Genomic DNA, 18,672 nt, shown 5'->3' on the forward strand with positions numbered 1-18,672 from the left:
CGTCTCAAGCCTTGCGGGCAAGCCGCCAGGCCAGCATCGACATGGGCAACAGCAACGTGATCACCAGCAAATAGGGCCAACGCTGATCCAGCGTGTACAGGCCGGTCCCAACCAGTGGCCCGACAATAAACCCCAGCGCCGGACAGGCGCTGGCCAGGCCAGCCACCCGGCCCTGCTCTTGCGTGGGCACCCTCAGGCTGGCCAGGGACATGACCGCAGGCATGCCAAACCCCAGGCCCAGCCCGACCAGCAGCACCGCCCCACTCATCCAGGCCTCCGTATTGGCCAACCAGAGAATAACGGCACCCGCGCCGATGCTGGGCACGGCCAGGGCGATCAGCAGGGTTGCGGGCGCCTTCAGCCATTGCACCACGATCAGCTGCCCTGACAGCGACGTCAGCGCCGCCATCATCATGGTCAGCCCCAGCGCCCTTGCCGCTTCGGTCGGGCTCATCTGGAACTGATCCTGAAACAGAAAACCCAGGGTTTGCTGAATCAGCGCAAAGCTCATAAACAGCATGACTCCGGTCAACAGCAGATCGCGCAAGCGCGGGTCCGCATAGGCGGCCAATCCATGGCGCAAAACGGAACGCAGCGGTACGGTGCGCGCGGTTGGCTGGTGCGGCGACGGCGGCAACCACAAGGCCACGCTGATCGCCATTAGCGCGGTCAGTGCCGCCACCCCATAAAGCGGGAACACCAACGCAACGGCAGCGAGCATGCCGCCGGACACCGGCCCCACGACGGTGCCGATATTGTTGGCAGCACCGATGCGGCCCATCCCCTGGGTGCGTTGCTCCGGGGTGGTGATGTCAGCGGTATACGCAGCGGCCGCCGCCGGAGTTGCCGCCATGATGGCGGCCTGCAGCATGCGGCTCAGGACCAGAGCCGCCACCAGACCGACTCCCACCAGGGCACCGCGAAGTCCCAGATCAAACACCACGGCAAATGACAGCGTACCCAGCGAATAACCGGATAGACCGATTACCATCACTCGTTTGCGGCCCAGCGACTCACTCAAGGTGCCCCACACCGGGCTTGCCAAAGCAAACACCAGTGACGAGCAACTGATGATCAGCCCCACCTGCATTTCCGTCATGCCGGTGGCACGCCCCAGTGATGGCAGCAGGGTAAAAACCAGGGTCTGGCCCAGTGCGGTTACCGCTACTGCCGCCAACAACATTGTGTGACTGAAGGCTCGCGAGGTAGTCTTGCCGGCGATTTTGGTGGAAGGGTCAAGCTGTGGCATTACATATTCCGGTTCAAGGGGTAGCGGATCACGCACCGCCAGGGGGCGCATCTCATCAGGCGTTACTGGCGGACTGGCTGGCAGAGGCGCCGTTCACCCTCGCCATGTCATCCGGGTTTTTCGGTTTTTTTGCCCATTTCGGCACGCTGCGTGCCCTGCTTGACCATGGCCTGTCGCCCGCCCGTTTCTGTGGCTCCAGCGCTGGCGCTCTGGTGGCGGCTTGCATAGCCTCCGGCGCCAGCATCAATGCCATCGAAGACACGCTGCTCAGCCTGGATCGGTCACACTTCTGGGACCCATCCCCCGGGCTGGGTTTGTTATCCGGTCAGGCTTTTCGACGGATGCTGGCGGGCCTGCTACCCACTCAGCGCGTGGAAGAGTCCCGAACCCCGCTGGCGGTATCCGCCTGGCAGGGAAAAAGCCGGCGCACGCAGGTGTTGCAACAGGGGGATCTGGTGGAAGCGGTATACGCGTCCTGTGCCGTCCCCCTGCTCTTCCAGCCCGCCCGGATTGGCGGGCGCTACTATTGGGACGGCGGCATTGCCGACCGCCACGGGCTGGCTGCCACCTTCCCCGGAGAGCGGGTACTTTATCACCATTTGCAGTCACGCTCTCCCTGGCGTGGCCGTAACAGCATGGCGCTGCATCACCCCACGCGACCGAATCTGGTCGCCCTTGCCATTGACGGCCTGGTCCGCTCCGGCCCCGGCAAGCTGGAACAGGGCCGCCTGGCCATGCGCCAGGCCTATAACGCCACCGGCCGGGCATTGGCCCGGCCAGTGGCTGATGCATTGATCATCGAATCGGTTCAGGACGCCTCGTCGTAAAGAGGCTTGGAAAGCTCTGCCCAGTCGATCTGCCCATCGTCCACCAGGTTTTCAAACTGCAGGATGCCCAGCTCCTCAAACCGTGGTCTCACGGAATCGGTGAGCAGACCAATGCGTTTGAGGTTAGGCATGATCCGGGTAAACAGCAGATTGCGGAATTGCGCCATGATGGAGGATGACAAAACCTGCTCTCGGGCTTCGTTCACATCCCAGCCAAAGTGCTCGAACACTTCCGTGCTGATTAGGCGCTCCCGCATGACCACGCAGGCCTCGAAGGCGAAGTGGGCGCGCTCCTCTTTCTCCTCTTCAGACAGAGTCTCAACAAAGTCCTCCAAGTAATTGACACCAAAGGTAACGTGCCGTGCTTCATCGCGAATAACCAGGTGAATAATCTGCTTCAGCAGGGGGTCTTGGGCGGTCAGTTTCAGGGTATTAAACGCGGCCAGCGCCAGCCCTTCGATGATGATCTGCATGCCAATAAACTTCAGATCCCAGCGCGGATCAGACAGGATTTTGTCCAGCAAGGATTTCAGGTTGGGGTTCACCGGGTAAAGAATGCCGATCTTTTCCTGCAGGTAACGGGTGAAAACCTCCACATGGCGCGCTTCATCAAAGGTCTGGCTGGCCGCGTAGAGTTTGGCGTCGTAGGTGGGTGCGCAACTGGCCAATTGGGACGCCACCAGCAATGCCCCCTGCTCCCCGTGTACAAACTGGGCCAGCATCCAGGCCAGGTTGTGCCAGCCGAAACGGAGCTTTTCCTCATCGCTGAGCGACTCAAAGGTGGACCAGCCGTTAAAGGGGTTGAAGGACTGGTCCAGTGGCACCTCGGATTTGGGGAAATCCTGCGACCAATCCACATCCATATCCGCATTCCAGTTGAGTTCTTTTCCCAATTTGTACAATTTGCGGATCCGCCCGTCGGCGGAGGAGTAGTCCCAGTTGTAATGCCCGGTAAGCGGGGTCTGGAATATTTCCACCACATCTTCAACGTGCTGTGTGGTCAGTTTGTCTTCAATATCCTCATGACCTGGGCCATCCCAGTTTTCATAGATACTGACATGGGCAGGCGGCGTGCTGACTTTAGTTATTTTCATGGGAAATCCCTGGTAGCGCTAAGTCATGACTCAACGCTAGGCGGATGCCGGGAAGGGAGCAATGTCGTGATATGACAATTAGCGCCGTCCGTGGCGCCTAAATACAATGGATCAAGATCGGCTTAATCGGTGCTGCCATCGTCAGAAAGCAGGAAGTGAGCTCGGGCAATGGTAATCGGCTCCTGGCGGTTTTTTTGCCAGGCACTGATGTGCACGTTGGCGATACGCCGGCCAAGACGAGTCACGCTGCATTCGGCGAAGGTGTCGCGAAACAACCCCGCGCGCAGATAATCGATGGTGAAATCGATGGTTTTCGGCACTTTGGGCTCACCCATTTGCAGCAGGATGAAGATGATCGCCGCCTGCTCCATAAAACCGGCCACCGCCCCGCCGTGCAGCGCTGGCAAGGTCGGGTTGCCGACCACATTGTCGTGCTTGGGCAGCACAAAAGTCAGTTCGTCCCCCTGGGCAATTACCTGAATGCCCAGGAACCGGGCATACGGTACCCGGTCGATCAGGGCCTGATAGTCTGCCTTGCCGCTACGGCATTCTTCGATCAGCGTTTTCAGTGCTTTCATTGGCCTACCACCGTGCCTGCCTTGTCAATTTTTAGCCGCGTATAGGTTGCCAACCCGGTGGCAATGGGCTCCTCGTCCCCCTCTTCTTCCCAGGTGGTGACACTGACAAAGGCCACGTGGGTAGTGAGCCGATAGCAGCGGGCCTCACACACCACAGCCCGCCCTTTCCCCGGGCTACGCAGATGATCCACGCGAAAATCGATGGTCGGAGTAATCTCGAACGTGGGGAAAGTTCGGCAAGTGATTGCCATGCCCCCAGCCTGGTCCATCATTGCGAAAATGGCCCCACCGTGCATGACTCCGGTCTCCGGGTTGCCGACCAGATCGTCTCGCCAGGGCATTCGGACCCGGACGCACTCTTCAGTAGCGCTGACAACCTCAAGCCCAAGCACAACAGAGTGGCGGACGGAATCCAGGAAGCGATTGCATATGTCCTGGCGTGTATACGGAAGTGTTTTTTCTGTCACGGCGGCCAATGTCTCCAGCTGATATCGGGGGCAAGATTAACCGCTGGCGGCTAATCTGCAAGTGTTACCGTTTTACCATAGAAACGGCCTTGCTCTCTGCTAGGGAACCTTTGAATAACTCCTTGCATGCTCAGTCTTTCAGACTGGCTCGCAATCTAGGCGCGATTTTGATGGCATGCTGGTTGCCTGTCGAAAAAGCGCAACAACGAGTGCGGGCCAGCCTGAAAGACCCGGAGGGCGCGGCCTGAAGCGCACATCTGCTGCGCCTTTTCTCTAAGAAAGGGAACCACCCTGTCTGTCGAGACAAGGCGCAACAGCTGCACGCTTCAGGTCACGCTGAGTACGCAAGGAGTTATTCAGAGGTTCCCTAGGCTTCTCCCCCATTTCAGGAGTCGTTTTGAATGGCTACATCACGATTAAAGAACAGCCTGCGGGCCGTTGGCCACATTGTTGAACGCAGGCGCCACCCACAACGCTTTATCCAGGTGGATAAATGCCCGTGGGATGAAATTTATCGTGATGGCATCATGGCTGTACGCCATTACAGCCTGCCACCGGTGACAGAAATCCCGCTTAACGACGACGTCCTGCCGGTTTCCGCCGACAAACACCGCATCCCCCTGCTGCTGGTGCCTGCGCTGGGCATTCATTGCTGGACCTACGACTTGATGCCCAACCGCTCCATGGTCCTTTACCTGATGGCCCGCGGCTACGATGTATATCTGGTGGACTGGGGGAAACCGTCCAACGCCAATCGCAGCCTGGACCTGGACACCTATGTAAACCGGTGGCTTCCCTCTGCGGTGGATGCCGTAAAGGCTCATGCGGAAACCGAAACCATCAACATGATGGGCTATTGCATGGGCGGGCTGCTTTGCCTGATGTATCTGGGCGGCCACCATGACGCACCTGTCCGCAGCCTGATCACCATTGCCAGCCCGGTGAACTTTCACAAGAGTGGACCGTTCGGCAAGGCGCTGGGCCTGGCCGCCATTCCCGCCATGCAGATCCACGACTGGTTCCAGATTCGTCTGGAGCCGCTCAGCGACAAGCTATTTCACATTCCCGCCAACCTGCTGACGCTGGGATTCAAGATGACCAATCCCCCCGGCGTGGTCCAGGCTTACATGGATCTGATCCGTAATCTTGGTGACCGTGAATACGTGACTGAGTACATGACCATGGGCCAGTGGTTCAACGATATGGTGGATTACCCCGGTGCGGTGGTCCGTGAGGTGATCGAGAAGATGATTCTGGCCAACAGCCTGGCCAGAGGGAAAATCCGGATCGGCGGGCGCAGTGTGGATTTTTCATCCATTCAGCAGGACCTGCTTTCCTTTGCCGGCATCACCGACAACATTGTCAGCCTGCGCGCAGCACGGGATGTGATGCATCTTGTCGGCAGCAAAGAGAAACGCTTCGAGGAAGTGCCGGGTGGCCATGCGGGGGTCTTTTCAGGTTCAAAAGCCCCCTCCCACGCCTGGCGCATCAGCGCTGACTGGCTGGTGGCGCGCTCGCAGTAGCCGCGCCGCCTGGCCGAAAGCCGGACCGTTTTATGGCTCTTCGCGGATTAGAGCGAATAATCCGGCGCTTTGCCATTTGCCAAAAGCTCGACGCCGGATGCCTGACGTAAACCCCATAGCCTGAGAGGCTGTCGTTATTGTGGTATCCCTTTTGAGGCGTAGTCAGGGGCATCCGGCGTCCAGCGGCTGTCAGGGAGAGATAATGCGACAAGCTCCGAGGCAGGCTGATCACTCAATTCCGTGATGAACCCACTCTATGGCTGGGCCAGCTCACTCACCCGTTCCGCCATTTGCGTGGCATAGCGGTAGAACAGATAAGGAATTTTCTGCGTGTTCGGGTCATCCATACCGGGAATCGACTTGCGCACGAACGCCCAGCGTTGATCGATAAACGCCAGCACATCACGCGCCTGCTGATCCCCCGCATATTTGCCTTTCAGGCTGGCCAGCAACTCGTCGATGGCCCGGGCTTCCGCGCCAAAGTCCATGGATTGCAGGCCCGTGCCGGTTTTCAAACCCGCTGAGGGAAACGCTGCCAGGGCGGCATATTCACTAGCCAGACGCTGCATCGCCACGGATAACTGAGCGATATCCAGGTAGGTTGCATCGCCCGCCACATCAGCCTCTCGAGCCAGCGTATCCACCGCCAGCGTGGTGGTATTGATTTCACTCATGGCGCCGTAATCCGCATAGCCCAGTGAGGCCAGCGGATTATCCAGGGCGCGTGCACTGAGTGCTTCCCAGGACGCATTGAGTTGCGTTGCAGTGTCTTTCTCACCGGCAGCGGCTTGCGCCTTCAGCGCATCCACATGTTGCTCGCCATCCGCCAACAAGGCTTTCAGCGCTACACGATCTTCCGGGTTGTCCCCACGAATCGAAAGCAGATGAAACCCCATACGAACACGCCATGCATCTGCCTGAACCAGTGCCAATTCCGTGGCGGACATTGCTGCCTGAGCCCCTGTTGACACCAATAGCAGCGTCGCAATCAGGCCATGTCGAATCCCTTTATTCACCCCAAACTCCCCCATTCATGTAAACAAGAGCGGCTTAACACAAGCCACCATCAAAAAACCCCCGCACACATGCGAGGGTCAGTAGAAAGAGCCACACGGGCTCCGCCTTATTCAACCGGCCCGAAGCTGGGCTTTTCTACATCCGTGGACGCCAGACTGATTGCCTGACTCATGGTGTCCACCATCTGGTTGGTGTACCGATAAATCAGATAAGACACCGCATTTTCATAAAACTTGACCATGGATTCACGAATAAACATCCACTTGACGCCCACCTGATTCAAGGCGCGGCTAATGGCTTCATCATCGGCATGGTTCTTTTTCGCCGCTGCCAGCATCCGCTCAAATTCGGGCACGGCATCCTTGAATTCAATACGACCTTCATCCGAGCCCGACGCCATCCCCCCTGCCGGGTCTGCAGCGATATTCAGGTATTCTGAGGTCATGCGCTGAAGGTAAGCGGAAAGCTCGCGAATATCATCGTATTTGCCGTCGGTGGTGCCTGTGAACGATTCCATGCGCAGGGACATCTCCACTGGCAACTCGTTCACATCCTGGATGGTGTAAGCGTTGGTGAACCCCTGCTCGGCCATGGTGTTGCTTTCTGCAGCAGCTTTGAAAATACCCCAGCTCTTTTCAAGGTCAGCAACCAGAGAGCGCTCCTCGCTACCTTCTGCATCACGGCGTAACGAATCAATCCCGGACTGAGCCTGGTCAATAGCCTCATCAAGATTGGAAATATAGGTTTTGCTGCCGACCATGACGGTCAACATGTGGAAATCAGCGCGGACTTTCCACAACGCCAGTTCAAAATCTTCGAGTTCCGCATTGCTGATTGACGCAAATCCCTGCATTGGCAGCAACACCATCGCAATGAGACACCCCAGAAGACGCTTTCTCATAGCTACTCCCTAATAATCGCTATTATTGTTGTTACTGGTTATGGCTTTATTTATATCGCCAAGTCCGCTCTCCCCGGACCTGGATCACAAGACAATAGCATAAAAGGTAGCAAAAATAGGAGCCTGCGACTAATAGTTATCGAGCGTTAAGCGCCTGCTGTACCGGCTGCGCCCACCCCTGAGGAAGCTGGGCGAGATAAGGCGCCAGAAGGTCGGGCAGAAACCAACCCAACACCAACAAGACCATCATGGATAAAAGCACTAACACATTGATAAACCAACACAAACCGCCCACCAGCATAACCACGGTGCTAACCGGAGGGTTCGGCGTTCCGAAACGGTTCATCATGCTGCTGCCATCACCAAGATAGAGATAAAGCTGGAATGGCAAATTGACCAACGGCACAAACGCCAGGATGACCCACCAGCCACTTTTTTCCATATCGTGCAAACGACGCACCAGAAGTCCAATTTGGTAAACCAGCAACGCCAGCGACACCACTGCAACGACGCCCCAACCCACCCACTGCGGCAACAGTTCGGCGGACAACAACAGGAAAAGGACCATCAGCAAGCCCGACAGCAGCGCAGCGCCAAACTGGTAACACGCAAACCGCAGGCGACCAAGCCGTTGCCGCAGGCTGAGCACGGAGAGAGGCTCATAAACAATCATGCCCTTACCCTGATAACCAGGCTTGAGTGATTCAGCCCCGTAGCCGTCATTCATTGTTTTCTCCCCCGACCTCACCCTGCACATTGCGCCACTGTTGGTAGCGGTCCAGATCCGTGCGGGTCAGCTTAAGTGTGCGCGATATCACTGCAATATCATCCAGCAGACCCAACGCCACAATCGGGTCAGGGATAGCATCCAGCGGCATCAAAAAATAAACCAGCGCGCCAGTGATCGTTAGCAAGGTACCCCAGGGAACCGTTCGGTATCGCCCGGTTACCCAATCCCGTAGCAATGACGCCAGCAAGATCAGGTCGGCAAAGGCATCTCCCAGCCGAGCCTTGAACCGGTCCGAGCGATTAAAAACCGCCTGGACCAGCCAGCGGGTGGCCGTGGCAGAACGAAGGATCCGCCCCGCCCGACGCCGGGCCTCGACCCGGAACGGATTAACCGGCACTGATTTCCCTGAACAGCGCACGGTACTCATCGGTGAGCTTGTGCCGTGGCTGCATATTGACCAGTGGCGTCGCTTTTTCGTGGGATTCACGCATCACTACACTGCTGGAGAGTTTGTTGGCAAGAATCGGCAACCCCTCTTCTTCGAGAGACGCCACCAACTCCTGCGGCAACCGCGCTCGAGGCTGGTATTGATTCACCACAATGCCTTCCACCTGCAGGTCATCATTGTGGTCTTCCCGGGCTTCCTGAATATTTTCCAGCAGTGTGTACAACGCCTTGCGGGAAAACGCATCGCAATCAAACGGGATCAGCACCCGGTCTGCCGCAATCAACGATGACAAGGTGTAGAAGTTATACGCCGGTGGGGTATCCACAAAAATCTCGTCAAAGTCTTTCGCCAGCGCCTTCAGCAAACCACGCAGTTTGTAGATCTTGTGCTTGGACTCAAGCATATGCTCGATTTCCCCCAGCTCGCCATCGGACGGCAACACAAACAGGTTCTCAAACGGGGTGGCATGCACATAGTCACGCGGATCTTTTTCTTTCAGCCGAAACGACAGGGTCTGAGCAAAAAAAGTGCCGATGTTGGGTTTTGGCCCGTGCCCGTTACTGTACGCCGGCATGCCCAGCAAATACTGGCTGGCGTTGCACTGTGGATCCAGATCGACAACCAGGGTGCGCTTGCCTTCCGACGCGCTGATAGCCGCCAGATTGACTGTGATACTGGACTTCCCCACGCCCCCTTTCTGATTGAACACCACTCTACGCATTCCTTGTTCTCCTTAAACAGCAAGTATTGGCGTTGCCGAATCATACACAGCCTGCAAAGCCACTCACAGTGCCAAAGTGACGGGCATAAACTGCTACTCAGACTGTCCACAGAAACTGTGGATAACCTGGTGAATAACCGCTGAGCGAAATCGGCAAAGCGTGGCCGATCAGACGCACGTTACGATTCGATTAAAAAACACCCAAATTAAACGTGGACGCGAAATCTATTTACTTCCCCTTGCTGAGCGCCAGCAAGCGAGCTAAAAGTAAACACAATGTTTCATTTCGGCGCTTCACCTGCGCCGTTCACAGCTATTTTTCAGGTGCTTTATATGTCTCAGCCATTCTGCGCCCCGCCACGGACAAGCTCCCTCAAGGCCATCCCTGGTGATGCGGGATTGCCCCTTATCGGCCACACCCTGGCTTTCATGCGCGACCCGATTGGATTAATGCGTAAACGCTATGACACCTATGGCCCGGTATCCTGGAGCAGCGTATTTGGCTTGCGCATGATCCAGATGCTCGGCCCCGACGCCAACCAGTTCGTCATGCTCAACCGCGGCGACCTGTTTTCCAATCATGATGGCTGGGATTATTTTATCGGCCGCTTTTTCCATCGCGGTATCATGTTGCTGGATTTCGAAGAGCATCGCTGGCATCGCAAGATCATGCAGCAAGCCTTTAACAAGGACGTGCTGAAAGGCTATCTCGACCGCATGGGGCCACACATCGCCAGCGGGATCGCAGATTGGGAGCGTATTGATCAATTCAAGGTACTTGAGGAGGTAAAGCAGCTCACTCTGGATCTGGCCACGGATGTATTCATGGGCTATGAGCTGGGGCCGGAGGCAGATTCTATCAACAAGGCTTTCGTGGATACCGTTCGCGCCGGCACGGCCATCATACGTACCAGCGTACCGGGTTTGCGCTGGTCCAAAGGGCTCAAGGGGCGACGGGTTCTGGAAGCGTTTTTCCGCAACGAATTACCTGCCAAGCGCGCCAGCCAGGAATCGGACCTGTTCAGCGCGCTCTGTCATGCCAGCACTGAAGACGGCGACCGGTTCAGCGACGATGACGTGATCAACCATATGATCTTCCTGATGATGGCCGCCCACGACACCACCACGATCACTCTCTCCACCCTCTTTTATTATCTCGCCAAGAATCCCGAGTGGCAGGAGCGGCTACGCGAAGAAAGTCGCGCCCTGAACAAGCGGGATCTGGAATATGACGATCTGCCCAGGCTGGAAGGTATCGGCATGGCCATGAAGGAAGCCTTGCGGTTGTGCTCACCGGTACCTTCCCTCCCCCGCAAAACAGTCAAAGATGTGGAATATGAGGGTTTCTTTATACCCGCCGGCAGCTTTATCAACGTGGTGCCCTACTTCACCCATTATATGGAGGAGTACTGGCCAGACCCGGAGCGCTTCGACCCGGAACGGTTCAGTGCCGAACGGCGCGAAGACAAGGTGCATCCCTATGCCTGGATGCCTTTTGGCGGTGGTGCCCACAAGTGCATCGGCCTGCACTTTGCCGACCTGCAAGTGAAAGCGGTTCTACACCAGGTTTTGCTCAACTATCGATGGTCGGTGCCGGAGGACTACGAAATGCCGGTGGACACCAGCAGCCTGCCGGTGCCCGCCGATGGTTTGCCGGTGAAACTGGCAAAACTCTGATGAGCATGGAGTTGCGAGTTGCGAGTTGCGAGTTGCGAAAGCAGAAAACAATCTCGCTGAAATGACCGTTTTTTGTGAACTTCGCTTCTCGTAACTCGATACTCGTCACTCAATACCGATTGCCATCAAGCGGTGATCAATACCCCCTGGCGCAGGGTTACCAGTTCTTCCGCCGCGGTTGGATGAATCCCCACGGTGGCATCAAAGTCGGCCTTGGTGGCGCCCATCTTGATAGCCACCGCAAACCCCTGCGTAATCTCGGCTGAGTCTTCACCGGCCATATGCAGGCCCAGCACCTTGTCGGAGGCATCGTCCACAATCAGCTTGATCAGTGAACGCTCCTGCTTGTCCCCCAGGGTATAACGCATGGGCCGGAACGCACTTTTATATACCCGCACCGCCGGCACGCGGGCCAACGCCTGTTCTTCCGTCAGGCCCACCGTGCCAATATTGGGGTGGCTGAATACGGCAGTGGCAATGTTGTGGTAATCCATGGCGGCTTCAGGCTTGTGCTCCCCATAGAGTTTCGCCGCCAGCCACATGCCCTCCGCCAGTGCCACCGGTGTTAATTGCACCCGATCAATCACATCGCCAAGCGCATAGAGACCGTCAACGCTGGTAGCAAAGCCATCATCCACCTTGATAGCACCGCCCTCGGTCATGGCCGGCGCAGCACCCTCAGCAAACAAACCATCCAGCTTGGGGATGCGCCCGGTGGCGTAGAACACTTCATCAAATACCGCCTGCTCGCCGCCTTGATAGGTAACGTGTTTTTCGCCGTTGATCGCCTCAATACTGGCAACGTCCGCATTGAATTTCAGTGTTACGCCCTGCTCCGTCATCTGCTCGGCGATAAACTCACGAATGTCCTGGTCGAACCCGCGCAGAAACAGATCACCACGGTAGACCTGCGTCACCTCACAGCCCAGGCCGTGCAGGATGCCCGCAAACTCTGTGGCGATGTAACCACCACCCACCACGGCAACACGCCTGGGAAGGGTGTCCAGATAGAACAAATCATCGGAAATGCGCACATGCTCACGACCGGGAAGCTCCGGCACAAAGGGCTTGCCACCCACTGCCACCAGAATATGCCGGGCCGTCAACACGATTTCACCCACAGAGACCTTGCCGCCACCCAATACCTGCCCGTGACCTTCAAAAATCGTCACCCCGGCCTGATTCAGAATCCGCTGGTAAATACCGTTCAACCGGCTGATTTCCCGGCTTTTGTTATCACGCAGTGTGGGCCAGTCAAACTCCCAGCCTGTCACGGTGTAGCCATAATCTTCAGCCAGCGCGAATTCCTGGGGGAAATGGCTGCCGTACGAAAACAGCTTCTTGGGCACGCAGCCCACATTCACACAGGTGCCACCGAAAAAGCGTTCTTCGATAATCGCAACGCTGGCGCCATGGGAAGCAGCCATGCGCGCGGCGCGCACCCCGCCAGAACCGGCACCAATTACAACAAGATCAAATTCCGTGGTCACTGAAAACTCCTCTGTGTTTTGTTCATTGTGAAGGCTGCAGCGATTAGCACAAACGCAGCCATTCGATAGCGCTTATAGGTGCCCGCCATTACGGGCCAGTTCCAATGCCCTGCCAGCGCACAAAAGGCTGTTTCTCACTGGGCCGCCCTTCACGCAGATAGATGCCGGGCTCTACCTGCGGCCACAACCGGTCAAGCGGGACAGACTCACCATTACTGCTCAGCATGCGTGCATGGTAGCGGCGTAATTGGCGTGGTTCAGCCACACCGCAGGAATGGGCAATGGTTTCCACTTCCTTCACCAGGTTGTTGTGGAAGTGCGCCACGCGCCGGGATTTTTCCGCCGGCACCAGCCCCCGCTGCAATCGCGGATTATGCGTGGTGACGCCGGTGGGGCAGGTATTGCGGTTGCACTGCAGCGCCTGAATACACCCCAGGGCGAACATATAGCCCCGGGCCGACACGCAGAAATCCGCCCCCACTGCTATTGCCCAAGCCACCATGCTCGGGGTGATCAGCTTGCCTGACGCAATAATGCGGATACGGTCTGTGAGGCCGTAGCCATCACGCAGATCCACCAGCAAAGGCAGGGATTCCGCCAGATACAAGCCCACATCATCCATCAGTGACATGGGCGCCGCTCCGGTGCCGCCATCACCGCTATCGATAGTGATGAAGTCCGGCGCTGATTCCAGGCCGCGCGCATGAATGGCCAGAAACAGGTCCTCCACCCACGCCCAGGCACCGAGCACACACTTGATACCAGTGGGCTTGCCGCTCACCTCACGTACATGGGCGATCAGGTCCAGCAAATCATCCGCACTATGTACATCCGGCTGGCCGTTGGGGCTAATAGATGCCTGGCCCGCCGGAATGCCGCGAATGTCAGCAATTTCCTGAGTCACTTTGGCGGCGGGCAGAATACCGCCCTTGCCAGGTTTGGCGCCCTGGCTGAGTTTGATTTCGATCATTTTCACTTGTGGCCGCGCCGCGATTGCCGCCAGGCGCTCGTCGTTCAGGTTGCCTTCCGCATCGCGCACACCGTAACGGGCGGTGCCCACCTGAAAGACCACATCACAGCCCCCTTCCAGGTGGTAGGGAGACAATCCCCCTTCACCGGTGTTCATCCAGCAATTGGCAATGGCCGCGCCCTGGGACAGCGCCTGCACCGCTGGACGGGACAATGCACCAAAGCTCATACCCGACACATTGAAGAAACTGTGGGCCGCATAGGGCTGCTCACAGTATGGGCCAATCATCAGCGGCAAGGTCTTGGCTGCGTCTTTTTCCAGTGTCGGGTACGGACAATTCATGAAAATGACGCGCCCGGCGCCAATCTGCTTTGTAGAGCCAAACGCCATGGTATTGCTGAGATCCTTTGCCGCACGGTAAACCCAGGCACGCTGTGCCCGATTGAAGGGCAGCTCTTCGCGGTCCATGGCAAAGAAATACTGGCGGAAAAACTCACCAAGAGTCTCGAAAAAGTAGCGAAACCGGCCGATTAGCGGGTAATTACGGCGAATAGCGTGACGCTTCTGAAAAAAACGGTCCTGTAGCCATAACCCGACAGCGACCAGCGTTAGCAGCAATACCAGCAGCAGAAAACCCAGCTCCAGCCAGGCAATGGTGCTGTTCAACCAGGGCTCCAGATACTCGGGAAACATTCGCTCTCCTCGCTTGCAGTATTCACCATCGGGTGGCTTAAAGCGGAAATGTGCGCCAGCGCACTTGGGCCACCCCCGGCGCAATAGTATGATGTTCGTCCGTCGATTTTGTTACGCTTGGCGGCCAGTGTGGTCAATTCGTCTGGTGCTGGCCAGAAAGAAAAAAGAATGGCGTTATCATGGGGGTAACGCTTGGCAATAAGCCAGATCGACGGAAGAACAACAAACTAACGGTGTTCGGGGTGCCCAACAAGCGCCTTGAGGCACCAGAAAAGGGGTACGGGGTTCAATGCGGGTTTTATTGACTAAATCCTGGCTGTCCGGGGTCTTTGCAGCTGGCTGCATGCTGGGCTTCAGTGCGACGGCACAGGCAGACAATATCTACAAATACCGCTCTGCGGATGGCACCATCCTGTTCACCGACCAGGCTCAGGAACAGGTGGGGCAACAATATACCCTGCTCTCCGTTCGCAAGGGCTGGAGCTACACCCCGCGCGCCCTTTCCAACGCCCAGCGTGACCAGTACGACACCATCATTACCCAGGCAGCCACCCGCTTCCGTGTGGACCCGGCGCTAGTCAAAGCCGTTATCCACGCCGAGTCCCTGTTCAACCACAACGCTATTTCCCGGGTTGGCGCCCAGGGGCTTATGCAGCTGATGCCCGAAACTGCGGCCTACCTGAAAGTCAGCAACCCCTTTGATCCCCGCGCTAATATTACCGGCGGCACCCAGTTCATCGCCTACCTGAAAAACAAATTCTCCGATCTCGACCATATTCTGGCCGCCTACAATGCCGGTGAAGGCAATGTTCGCCGCTATGGCGGCATTCCGCCTTTCAAGGAGACCCAGGCTTACGTGAAGAAAGTGAAGCAACTGCGCCAGCGCTATGCACACCAGTTCGTGGCCGAACTTGGAGAGGAAGAAACGGTGTTCGCGTCACGGTAAGCCGTCCCGCCCCTTTACTCAGGGCCCGTCAACACCAGTGTTGGATTACGCCTTTCAGGCTAATGCAACCTACAAGACTCGGCGCTCCCAGGTTATCGGGTAGGTCTGATTAACCTGAAAGGCGTAATCAGACAACAAACCCAACGTTCATCAAATTTCCACACCCAGCCACTGCCCGTCGTAACCAATCCGAAACTGCTCGAGCTGATAGCTTGATGTCTGGCATTTACCGCTGCGCAGCGAAAACGTCAGCCCATGCCCCGGGCAACGCAATTGCTCATTCATCACGGTACAGCGATCGAGCGGAAAGTCCGCGTGGGGGCAGCGGCGCTGCATCAGCCAGGTGCGACCGTCTTCATGGATCAGCAGCAACTCCTTGCGCCCCACCGTAACAGGCAGCCGCAGACCGTCGTAAAGATCCATGATGCGGATAAGTCGATGAAACATGTGCCCTCACCGGTTTCCGTAACGTAAAAAGCCCGCAGAAGCGGGCTTTTTACTGTGCTGCGAAGCAGCGGATCGGTCAAGCAGACATTAGTTGCCGTGCTTCTCCGCCAGATAGAACCAGGTATCCAGCACCGAATCCGGGTTAAGGGAAACGGAAGAGATGCCCTGCTCCATCAGCCACTTGGCCAGGTCCGGGTGATCCGACGGGCCCTGCCCACAGATCCCGATGTACTTGCCCTGTTCATTACAGGCATCGATGGCCATCTTCAGCAGCTTTTTCACCGCCGGGTCACGCTCATCAAACAGGTGGCTGACGATGCCGGAATCGCGATCCAGGCCCAGCGTCAGCTGAGTCAGGTCGTTGGAGCCGATGGAGAAGCCATCGAAGTGCTGCAGGAACTCATCCGCCAGCAAGGCGTTGGTCGGCAGCTCGCACATCATGATCACACGCAGGCCATTTTCGCCGCGCTTGAGACCATTCTTCGCGAGCAGCTCAATCACCTGCTCCGCTTCGCCCACGGTGCGAACGAACGGCACCATGAGTTCCACGTTGGTAAAGCCCATTTCGTCACGGACTTTCTTCATGGCGCGGCATTCGAGCTCGAAACAGTCGCGGAAATTTTCGCTGATGTAACGGCTGGCACCACGGAAGCCCAGCATCGGGTTCTCTTCCTCAGGCTCATACAGCTTACCGCCGATCAGGTTGGCGTATTCGTTGGACTTGAAATCCGACAAACGCACAATCACTTTTTCCGGGTGGAACGCTGCCGCCAGGGTAGAAACGCCTTCGACCAGCTTCTCCACGTAGAAGTCCACCGGGTCGCCATAACCGGCTGTCCGCTTGTCCACGTTCTGCTTGACGTCCTGGGGCATGGAATCGTAGTTCAGCAGTGCCTTGGGGTGCACACCGATCATACGGTTGATGATGAACTCCAGGCGGGCCAGGCCCACGCCCTGATTTGGCAGGCCGGCGAAATCAAAGGCCCGGTCCGGGTTGCCCACGTTCATCATGATCTTGAACGGCAGCTTGGGCATGGACTCGATGGAATTGCGCTGAATATCAAACTCCAGCTGACCTTCGTAGATCTTGCCGGTATCGCCTTCTGCGCAAGAGGCCGTGACTTCCTGACCATCCTTGAGCAGTTCAGTGGCATCGCCACAACCCACGATGGCCGGCACACCCAGTTCACGGGCAATAATGGCCGCGTGACAGGTACGACCGCCACGGTTGGTAATAATGGCCGCGGCACGCTTCATCACCGGCTCCCAATCCGGGTCGGTCATGTCCGTCACCAGTACATCGCCGGGCTGGACCTTATCCATTTCCTTGATATTGGTCACAATGCGTACTTTACCGGCGCCAATCCGCTGGCCGATGGAACGCCCTTCCACCAGTACTTTGCCGGTTTGCTTGAGCAAGTAGCGTTCCATCACGTTCACGTCGGAACGGCTTTTCACGGTTTCCGGACGGGCCTGAACGATGTACAGCTTGCCATCGTCGCCATCCAGCGCCCATTCGATATCCATGGGCATGCCGTAGTGCTTTTCAATTTCAATCGCCTGGCGGGACAGATTCTCGACCTGTGCGTCAGTCAGGCAATAGCGGATGCGTTCATCTTTGTCCACGTCCACGATTTCAACGGACTTGCCCGCGCTACCTTCAGCGCCGTAGATCATTTTCTGCATCTTGCTGCCCAGATTGCGGCGCAGTACAGCAGGCTTCTTGTTCAGCAGGGTTTTCTTGTGGACGTAGAACTCATCCGGGTTAACCGCACCCTGCACGACCATCTCGCCCAAACCATAGGAAGCGGTGATGAATACCACGTCCTTGAAGCCGGATTCGGTATCCATGGAGAACATCACGCCCGCAGCGCCCGTCTCGGAGCGCACCATGCGCTGCACACCGGCAGACAGGGCGACCAGCTTGTGGTCAAAGCCCTGGTGGACGCGGTAACTGATGGCGCGGTCGTTAAACAGGGAAGCGAACACTTCTTTGACCGCGATCATGACGCTGTCCACGCCACGAATATTCAGGAAGGTTTCCTGCTGGCCAGCGAAAGACGCATCGGGCAGATCTTCTGCCGTCGCTGAAGAACGCACCGCCACCGGCAGGTCTGCGTTGCCTTCGCCAATCTGGGCATACGCATCACGGATAGCCTTGTCCAGCGCGGGCTGGAACGGAGCCTCAACCACCCATCGACGAATCTCTTCACCGGTCTTGGCCAGCGCGACTACATCTTCAACGTCCAGCGCAGACAGCGCTTCGTTGATTTTCTGGGTCAGATTGTTGTGCTCAAGGAATTCACGGAAGGCTTCAGCGGTAGTAGCAAAGCCGCCGGGAACGGAGACACCCGCTGCCGACAGATTGCTGATCATTTCACCCAGGGATGCGTTCTTGCCACCTACGTGCTCAACGTCATCTTTACCCAGGTCCTGAAACCAGACTACATATTCCGCCAAGGTCATCTCCTTTTACGTATTACCGGTTGGTTTGTTGGCCAAAGCAGGTCGGCACACCTTGTGCCGAAAGCGCCATAAATAGCGCCATAATAAGTGCGCTGCACAAGGTGCCGGATCAAATCGAGCCGACATTCTACTCAAAACCGAAACAGTTTGCCTGCCCCCTCTTTCAGATTTGGCCGGTATTTGGGTATCACTTTCGGTAACACACCACCCGCCCTCGCACCACGCGCCGCGAATTATCGCTATCTAATTGAAATTAAAGAGGTATTAATGCCAGCCAAGATTTATCGGGCGCAGTGTAATGCCTGCGTCTTGTACGGACAACGCATGGCGCCACAAACCCTCTGACAGATCGGCCAATCCATGCAGATAGCACTGGTCGCACAGCGATACAGCGTCTAGACTGGCTCCATTCAAAACAATGACTTACC

At 57.0% G+C, this 18,672-nt stretch carries 17 protein-coding genes; 4 read left to right on the forward strand and 13 right to left on the reverse strand.

What is annotated here, in order from left to right:
• Window positions 1–4: 4 nt before the first annotated feature.
• Complete coding sequence (locus tag COA55_RS07935; RefSeq protein WP_290501347.1) at window positions 5–1,249, reverse strand: MFS transporter; 1,245 nt, start codon at window positions 1,247–1,249, stop codon at window positions 5–7.
• Between COA55_RS07935 and COA55_RS07940 the strand changes: the two genes are divergently transcribed.
• Entirely contained in the window at window positions 1,243–2,076 is an 834-nt protein-coding gene (locus COA55_RS07940; protein WP_290501349.1) for a patatin-like phospholipase family protein, read from the forward strand. The two genes, COA55_RS07935 and COA55_RS07940, sit on opposite strands and share 7 nt — an antisense overlap.
• Here the strand turns inward: COA55_RS07940 and COA55_RS07945 are convergent.
• The 3 genes from COA55_RS07945 to COA55_RS07955 all read right to left on the reverse strand — a co-directional run bounded on the left by COA55_RS07945 (window position 2,058) and on the right by COA55_RS07955 (window position 4,215).
• The gene (locus tag COA55_RS07945; protein ID WP_063521203.1) at window positions 2,058–3,170 is read right to left on the reverse strand and encodes a ferritin-like domain-containing protein; all 1,113 of its coding nucleotides are present in this window, start codon (window positions 3,168–3,170) and stop codon (window positions 2,058–2,060) included. The two genes, COA55_RS07940 and COA55_RS07945, sit on opposite strands and share 19 nt — an antisense overlap.
• 122 nt (window positions 3,171–3,292) lie before the next feature.
• Window positions 3,293–3,748, reverse strand: a complete 456-nt coding sequence (locus tag COA55_RS07950; RefSeq protein ID WP_290501352.1) for a PaaI family thioesterase — start codon at window positions 3,746–3,748, stop codon at window positions 3,293–3,295.
• Window positions 3,745–4,215 (reverse strand): PaaI family thioesterase, encoded by a 471-nt coding sequence (locus COA55_RS07955; protein WP_363969984.1) that lies wholly within the window; start codon window positions 4,213–4,215, stop codon window positions 3,745–3,747. Before COA55_RS07955 ends, COA55_RS07950 begins: the two co-directional genes overlap by 4 nt.
• A 401-nt stretch (window positions 4,216–4,616) precedes the next feature.
• Between COA55_RS07955 and COA55_RS07960 the strand changes: the two genes are divergently transcribed.
• The gene (locus tag COA55_RS07960) at window positions 4,617–5,738 is read left to right on the forward strand and encodes an alpha/beta fold hydrolase (protein ID WP_290501354.1); all 1,122 of its coding nucleotides are present in this window, start codon (window positions 4,617–4,619) and stop codon (window positions 5,736–5,738) included.
• A 254-nt stretch (window positions 5,739–5,992) separates the two neighbouring features.
• Here the strand turns inward: COA55_RS07960 and COA55_RS07965 are convergent, their stop codons facing one another.
• The 5 genes from COA55_RS07965 to COA55_RS07985 form a co-directional block, all read right to left on the reverse strand.
• Window positions 5,993–6,685 (reverse strand): hypothetical protein, encoded by a 693-nt coding sequence (locus COA55_RS07965; RefSeq protein ID WP_290501355.1) that lies wholly within the window; start codon window positions 6,683–6,685, stop codon window positions 5,993–5,995.
• Window positions 6,686–6,861: 176 nt separating this feature from the next.
• Window positions 6,862–7,656 (reverse strand): hypothetical protein, encoded by a 795-nt coding sequence (locus tag COA55_RS07970; RefSeq protein WP_290501357.1) that lies wholly within the window; start codon window positions 7,654–7,656, stop codon window positions 6,862–6,864.
• Window positions 7,657–7,792: 136 nt separating this feature from the next.
• Window positions 7,793–8,383 (reverse strand): DUF805 domain-containing protein, encoded by a 591-nt coding sequence (locus COA55_RS07975; protein ID WP_290501359.1) that lies wholly within the window; start codon window positions 8,381–8,383, stop codon window positions 7,793–7,795.
• Window positions 8,376–8,783 carry a DUF1232 domain-containing protein gene (locus COA55_RS07980; protein WP_290501361.1) on the reverse strand — a complete coding sequence of 136 codons (408 nt, stop codon included), beginning with the start codon at window positions 8,781–8,783 and terminating at the stop codon, window positions 8,376–8,378. Before COA55_RS07980 ends, COA55_RS07975 begins: the two co-directional genes overlap by 8 nt.
• Window positions 8,773–9,555 (reverse strand): ParA family protein, encoded by a 783-nt coding sequence (locus tag COA55_RS07985; protein WP_039925960.1) that lies wholly within the window; start codon window positions 9,553–9,555, stop codon window positions 8,773–8,775. The genes COA55_RS07980 and COA55_RS07985 overlap by 11 nt, the downstream gene beginning before the upstream one ends.
• Before the next feature lie 333 nt (window positions 9,556–9,888).
• Between COA55_RS07985 and COA55_RS07990 the strand changes: the two genes are divergently transcribed.
• Window positions 9,889–11,232: a cytochrome P450 gene (locus COA55_RS07990; RefSeq protein ID WP_290501364.1), complete on the forward strand. Its 1,344-nt coding sequence runs from the start codon at window positions 9,889–9,891 to the stop codon at window positions 11,230–11,232.
• A gap of 125 nt (window positions 11,233–11,357) precedes the next feature.
• On the opposite strand, the gene gorA is transcribed toward COA55_RS07990, so the two are convergent.
• Both gorA and COA55_RS08000 read right to left on the reverse strand, forming a co-directional pair.
• Entirely contained in the window at window positions 11,358–12,722 is a 1,365-nt protein-coding gene (gene gorA, locus COA55_RS07995; RefSeq protein WP_290501366.1) for a glutathione-disulfide reductase, read from the reverse strand.
• A gap of 88 nt (window positions 12,723–12,810) precedes the next feature.
• On the reverse strand, window positions 12,811–14,385 hold the full coding sequence (locus COA55_RS08000) for an FMN-binding glutamate synthase family protein (RefSeq protein WP_290501368.1): 1,575 nt from the start codon (window positions 14,383–14,385) through the stop codon (window positions 12,811–12,813).
• Window positions 14,386–14,686: 301 nt separating this feature from the next.
• Between COA55_RS08000 and COA55_RS08005 the strand changes: the two genes are divergently transcribed.
• Window positions 14,687–15,331: a transglycosylase SLT domain-containing protein gene (locus COA55_RS08005; RefSeq protein ID WP_231880797.1), complete on the forward strand. Its 645-nt coding sequence runs from the start codon at window positions 14,687–14,689 to the stop codon at window positions 15,329–15,331.
• A gap of 150 nt (window positions 15,332–15,481) precedes the next feature.
• Here COA55_RS08005 and COA55_RS08010 read toward each other — a convergent pair whose 3' ends face one another.
• Window positions 15,482–15,778, reverse strand: a complete 297-nt coding sequence (locus COA55_RS08010; protein WP_290501371.1) for a Rieske 2Fe-2S domain-containing protein — start codon at window positions 15,776–15,778, stop codon at window positions 15,482–15,484.
• A gap of 87 nt (window positions 15,779–15,865) precedes the next feature.
• Window positions 15,866–18,244, reverse strand: coding sequence for a phosphoenolpyruvate synthase (gene ppsA, locus COA55_RS08015; protein ID WP_363969994.1), 2,379 nt, complete (start codon window positions 18,242–18,244; stop codon window positions 15,866–15,868).
• Between the last annotated feature and the right edge of the window lie 428 nt (window positions 18,245–18,672).

The organism is Alcanivorax sp., assembly GCF_002733835.1.
Classification (GTDB): Bacteria; Pseudomonadota; Gammaproteobacteria; order Pseudomonadales; family Alcanivoracaceae; genus Alcanivorax.